The organism is Helicobacter cynogastricus (assembly GCF_900197855.1).
Classification (GTDB): domain Bacteria; phylum Campylobacterota; class Campylobacteria; order Campylobacterales; family Helicobacteraceae; genus Helicobacter; species Helicobacter cynogastricus.
In genome coordinates this window covers 88,839-94,229 of record NZ_FZMQ01000007.1, presented here as the reverse complement: position 1 = coordinate 94,229, position 5,391 = coordinate 88,839, and the positions used below count along the sequence as shown (strand labels likewise).

4 protein-coding genes and 1 pseudogene are annotated in these 5,391 nt (G+C 42.2%); all 5 read left to right on the top strand.

Features of this window, described 5'->3' with window-relative positions; genetic code table 11:
* Nucleotides 1-245 (top strand): annotated as a pseudogene (locus C6H00_RS08795) (RNA-guided endonuclease InsQ/TnpB family protein); the annotation flags it as partial.
* A gap of 84 nt (nt 246-329) precedes the next feature.
* Nucleotides 330-710 carry a transposase gene (locus C6H00_RS08790; protein ID WP_233704418.1) on the top strand — a complete coding sequence of 127 codons (381 nt, stop codon included), beginning with the start codon at nt 330-332 and terminating at the stop codon, nt 708-710.
* Nucleotides 655-1,077, top strand: coding sequence for an IS200/IS605 family accessory protein TnpB-related protein (locus C6H00_RS08785; RefSeq protein WP_233704417.1), 423 nt, complete (start codon nt 655-657; stop codon nt 1,075-1,077). Before C6H00_RS08790 ends, C6H00_RS08785 begins: the two co-directional genes overlap by 56 nt.
* 227 nt (nt 1,078-1,304) lie before the next feature.
* The gene (locus tag C6H00_RS04575; RefSeq protein WP_104749851.1) at nt 1,305-3,299 is read left to right on the top strand and encodes a tetratricopeptide repeat protein; all 1,995 of its coding nucleotides are present in this window, start codon (nt 1,305-1,307) and stop codon (nt 3,297-3,299) included.
* Between the two features lie 245 nt (nt 3,300-3,544).
* Nucleotides 3,545-5,239 carry a tetratricopeptide repeat protein gene (locus C6H00_RS04570; protein ID WP_104749850.1) on the top strand — a complete coding sequence of 565 codons (1,695 nt, stop codon included), beginning with the start codon at nt 3,545-3,547 and terminating at the stop codon, nt 5,237-5,239.
* Nucleotides 5,240-5,391 lie beyond the last annotated feature (152 nt).

Here is a 5,391-nt window from a genome sequence, read left to right as displayed (position 1 = left end):
ATGACTTAATCAAATGCTTCACTAAAGAAAACCAAAGAGATTACAGAGCTTTGAGCGCTCAAAGCGCACAACAAGTGTTAATGCTCTTAGTCCAAAACTGGAAAAGCTATTTAAAGGCAATCAAAGTCTACAAACTCAAACCCTCTAGCTTTTTTGCCCGCCCTAAAATTCCCAAATTCAAGCCTAAGGAGGGCGTGGCTGTGGGGGTTTTCACAAACCAGCAAATTAAAATGACAAAAGGATAGCTTACAAAAATTAAGTTCCCAGAAAAGGCTAATTTAAAAAGACTCATCACCAAGATAAACCCCCAAACTTCTAGGCTAAAGCAAGTGCGCTTCATCCCTAAAACCACTTGCTTTATCGTGGAAGTGATCCACGAGCAAACCACACAAGCCCCACAAGTTCAAGGCGATGGCATTATGGGTATAGACTTAGGACTTAACAACTTCGTAACTGCAATAGATAATCAAGCCAAGCCCTTTATTATCAAAGGCGGAGGGGTTAAGGCACTCAATCAGTGGTTTAACAAGCTCAAAGCCCATTATCAAGCCAAAGCCAAGACTTCCAATAAGCGCTTTTGGACAAAACGCTTAGGCAAGTTAGCCCTATGGTGGGAGTGTAAACTCAATGACTTTATGCATAAGGCGAGCCACTATGTGTTGGAGCATTGTTTGGAAAAATGGCATTTCTACGATTGTAATTGGCAATAATGAGAGGTGGAAGCAAAAGCTCAATTTAGGCAAAAGGACTAACCAAAATTTTACAAGCATCCCCTACGAGTCTTTTATTGACGAACTAGCCTACAAGTGCGCTTTAGCAGGCATTACGCTACACATTACTGAGGAAAGTTATACTAGCAAATGCGACCACTTGGCAAACGAGCCCATGCAACACCACGAGCAATATTTAGGCAAGAGAGTTAAGCGAGGATTGTTTAAGTCTAGCACGGGTAAAGCCCTAAATGCTGATATTAACGGCGCAATCGGCATTTTAAGGAAAGTATTCCCTGAGGCGATGCAAACCCTAAGGGATAGCGGGGTAGTGTTCACCCCTGTAAAAATTTCATTGGCGTTTTAACACGATGGGAAAATTTACGAAAAATAACTTAATAGCTTTAATGAGGCTAAAGGGTTTTTTTGGACATCTTTGATAGCAATACGCAACACAAAAAGACAGATTAACGCAAAGACTACATGCCTCAAGTGTGTTGTCAAAAAACTTCATCTTAAAGCTTTCATAATCCCTGAAATTTTTATATGAAATAAGTTATAATAGGGGAGCAGATTTTGAAAGTAGGAAAACAAATGGCAGTAGTGGGTTTGAATCGTATCTCTAGGGTTGCTTTGGTGGCGTGTGTTTTGTGTTCTGCGGGATGGTTGCAGGCAGCAGGCACAAGTAAGGTGCAGGCACGCCAGTATTTTGATGTGGGCATGAAGGCTTATGCCAAGAAACAATATAAAAAGGCCATAGGATACTTCAGAAAAGCAGCTACGCTAGGCAACGCACAAGCTTACGCCTACTTAGCTGGGATGTACAATTTGGGTCAAGGGGTACCAAAAGATTGGGATAAGGCAGAGGAGTATGAGCAGATGCTTTATTCTGCAGCTTACAAGGAATATGTAGGTAAATTCAAGGGCAATAATCAAGACCTTGTAACCGCTGAAGAAGCTTTCAGACGGGGAGACTACCAACAAGCTTTAAGATTCTATCAAAAAGCGGCAGATAAGGGGAGTGTGCGGGCATACAATAGCCTAGCTTTCATGTACAAAAATGGTCAGGGCGTGCCTCAGGACTACCAACAAGCTTTAAGATTCTATCAAAAAGCGGCAGATAAGGGGAGTGTGCGGGCATACAATAGTCTAGCTTTCATGTACAAAAATGGTCAGGGTGTGCCTCAGGACTACCAACAAGCTTTAAGATTCTATCAAAAAGCGGCAGATAAGGGGAGTGTGCGGGCATACAATAGTCTAGCTTTCATGTACAAAAATGGTCAGGGTGTGCCTCAGGACTACCAACAAGCTTTAAGATTCTATCAAAAAGCCGGTGAAATGGGGGATGGGGGATCGTATAAGATCTTGGGGGATATGTACTACAATGGTCAGGGTGTGCCTCAGGACTACCAACAAGCTTTAAGATTCTATCAAAAAGCCGGTGAAATGGGGGATGGGGGATCGTATAAGATCTTGGGGGATATGTACTACAATGGTCAGGGTGTGCGCAGAGACTATATGAGGGTTTTTGATTACTACAAAAAAGCCGGTGAAATGGGGGATAGCGAGGCTTACAAAGTTTTAGGGAACATGTATAGAAATGGTCAAGGCGTACCCCAGAACTATCCAAAAGCCTTTGATTACTATCAAAAAGCCGGTGAAATGGGGGATGGGGGATCGTATAAGATCTTGGGGGATATGTACTACAATGGTCAGGGGATGCAAAAGGATTATCAAGGAGCGGTAGCGTATTATCAAAGAGCTGGTGAAATGGGAGATTCTTATGGGTATATTCTCTTGGCAAACATGTATTACGGAGGGCATGGAGTAGATCAGGATTATGCCAAAGCCTTTGATTACTATCAAAAGGCCGGTAATTGGGGGCATGGAATGGCTTTCTATCACTTAGGTAATCTGTATCAAAATGGACAGGGTATCCAAAAAAATCCTATATTAGCGTTGAAGTATTTTCAAAAAGCTTGCGATACTGGTTTCAAACAGGCTTGTGTTCTTGAAGGTGTAAAAAATCCAAATGTTCAACCAGAAAATCAGCAAAGTATACCACAAGCAAAGGCAGACAAGGATAGGGTTATAGTTGTCTCTAAAAAAACCGATGCCTTAGCAACAAAAATTGAAAGCATTGGCAAGGAAATAGATGCCTTGACAGAGAAAATTAATGATGTAGCCAAAAAAATGGGCGCATATGCTACTCAGAAGGAGCACGAATTTAAGGTTACCAATCATTCAGATTTGCAAACTGCAGAACAGCCTAATACAACCTCACATGTACCCGCTAAACCAAGTGAAAATGCGGACATCCCTGCTAAACCTGAGAAATCTAAGGTTGTGCCACAATCCGAATCGCAGGTGACGCAAAAACATGAAATCGTCATTCAACATGTTAATACTACCCAGCCTGCAGTCGCTCCTAGCAGATCAGAATCGCCACGCGCTGGGATTGTCGACGCAGTCCAACCGGAAGTTGTTGCACCCACGACGCCTCAAAAAAATGTAACGACAACTCCCACTCAACCACAGGCGTCTGCTCCTGTGCTAAGACTCCGCCCCATGAGTGGTAGTTTACAATAGGCCTTCAAATTTCTTATTTATTTACAAACACACTGAGCAGACTTTGAGTTTTTAGATAAAGGATAGGGAGGGGGTTTTGGTGTGGATATTTCTCATCTGTCTTTTCTCTCTTAATCTAACGCTATAACCACAGATCTTAGAAACAAGTATCTCTTTTTGATAAACAAATTATTATTATCTAATAGTGTTTTTAGTAGGGAAATAGGCTATAATAGGGGGTAGATTTTGAAAATATAGGGAAGCAAATGGCAGTAATGGGTTTGAATCGTATCTCTAGTGTTGCTTTGGTGGCGTGTGTTTTGTGTTCTGCGGGATGGTTGCAGGCAAAGGAAAATAAAGCAGATCAGCATAAGCAGCAAAATAAACAGGAGCTCCAAGCTAAACAATATTTTGATGCAGGTGCACAAGCTTATGATAAGAAACAATATAAGAAAGCTGTAGACCTCTTCCAAAAAGCAGCGATGATGGGTAATTCTAAGGCGTATGCGTATTTAAACAAAATGGAAAGTCAGGGGCAAGGAGTGCCCAAAGACTGGAAACAGAAAATCGAGGATTATTATAAAAAGACAGGCCAAAAGGGTGATCACGCCTCCTATGAAAAACTAGGGGATATGTATGCAGAAGGCAAGGGTGTTCCTAGAGACTACAAAAAAGCCATAGACTACTATCAAAAAGCTGCAGAACAGGGGAGTGCTGAGGCTTATAATAAATTGGGGTTGATGTATTTTGAAGGGCGTGGTATGCCTAGAAACTACACTAAGGCTTTTGACTATTATCAAAAAGCGGCAGGGATGGGGGATGCTAAGGCTTATAACAATCTAGGATTGATGTATTATAGTGGTAAGGGGGTACATCAAGATTACCAACAGGCTTTGGAATACTACAAGAAGGCTGGCAAGATGGGAAATGCTGATGGGTATGCCCACTTAGGAGACCTCTACTATAATGGTAAGGGTGTTTCTAAAGACTATAGTAAAGCTTTTGAGTATTACAAGAAAGCCGGAGAAATGGGGAGTGCTTTGAGCTATTATAAACTAGGAGCGATGTACTATAGCGGGAGAGGGATGCAACAAGATTACCAAGAAGCCTTAGATTATTACAAAAAAGCAGGGCAGATGGAAAGTCCTGATGGGTATGTCCACTTGGGAGACATCTACTATAGTGGCAAAGGTGTACCCAAAGATTACACCCAAGCCCTTAGCTATTACAAGAAAGCCGGAGAGATGGGGGATGGTGTGGCCTACGAAAGACTCGGGGATATCTATGTACAAGGCCAAAGTGTCCCTAGAGACTATGCTAAGGCGATGGACTATTATACAAAAGCAGCTCAAAATGGAGATATTAATGGCTATTACAAAATAGGTTCTCTCTACTACAATGGTCAAGGTGTGCCTCAAGATTATGCAAAGGCCATTGATTATTATAAAAAAGCAGCCGAAGAGGGAAGTGCTGTGAGTTACTATAGTCTAGGCGTGATGTATCGCAATGGTCAGGGTGTGCCCATCGATTTTCAAAAAGCATTTGGTTATTATAAACAGGCAGCAAAAATGGGAAATGCTAAGGCTTATGTTGGTTTAGGAGATCTCTACAGCGTGGAGGGGGGTGTGCCCGGAGGTGTGCCCAGAGATTACAAAAAAGCTGTAGAATACTATCTCAAGGCGGGAGCAATGGGGGATGGTGTGGCCTACCGCATCCTAGGAGATATGTACATCAGCGGGGGTTCGCCTGTAGAAGGAGGTTTGCCCAAAGATGATAGAAAAGCCGCTGAATACTATCAAAAAGCTGGAGAGATGGGAGAGTCTAGTGCTTACGCTATGTTAGGAGATATGTATCAAGATGGTCAGGGTGTGCCCAGAGACCTTGATAAAGCAAAGGAATACTACAAGAAAGCCTGTGAAATGGGCTATCAAGATACCTGCTCTTCAGGTTCTGAATTTTAAACTCCAATGAGCGCATAAGTGCGCTCATGAACTCTTGTTTCTTTCGTATCTTCTTTTCACTCTTGAGGACTAGAGGGGAACTCAGGATTTGCCTACGATATAATTTTAAGTGCTAAGTTTTTCCTAGTCTTCCTATTTGCTTTTTCCAATAG

Bases quoted from the DNA above. Each gene is read 5' to 3' on its own strand.
- C6H00_RS04570 (WP_104749850.1), top strand. From the start codon at position 3,545: ATGGCAGTAATGGGTTTGAATCGTATCTCTAGTGTTGCTTTGGTGGCG.
- C6H00_RS08785 (WP_233704417.1), top strand. From the start codon at position 655: ATGTGTTGGAGCATTGTTTGGAAAAATGGCATTTCTACGATTGTAATT.
- C6H00_RS04575 (WP_104749851.1), top strand. From the start codon at position 1,305: ATGGCAGTAGTGGGTTTGAATCGTATCTCTAGGGTTGCTTTGGTGGCG.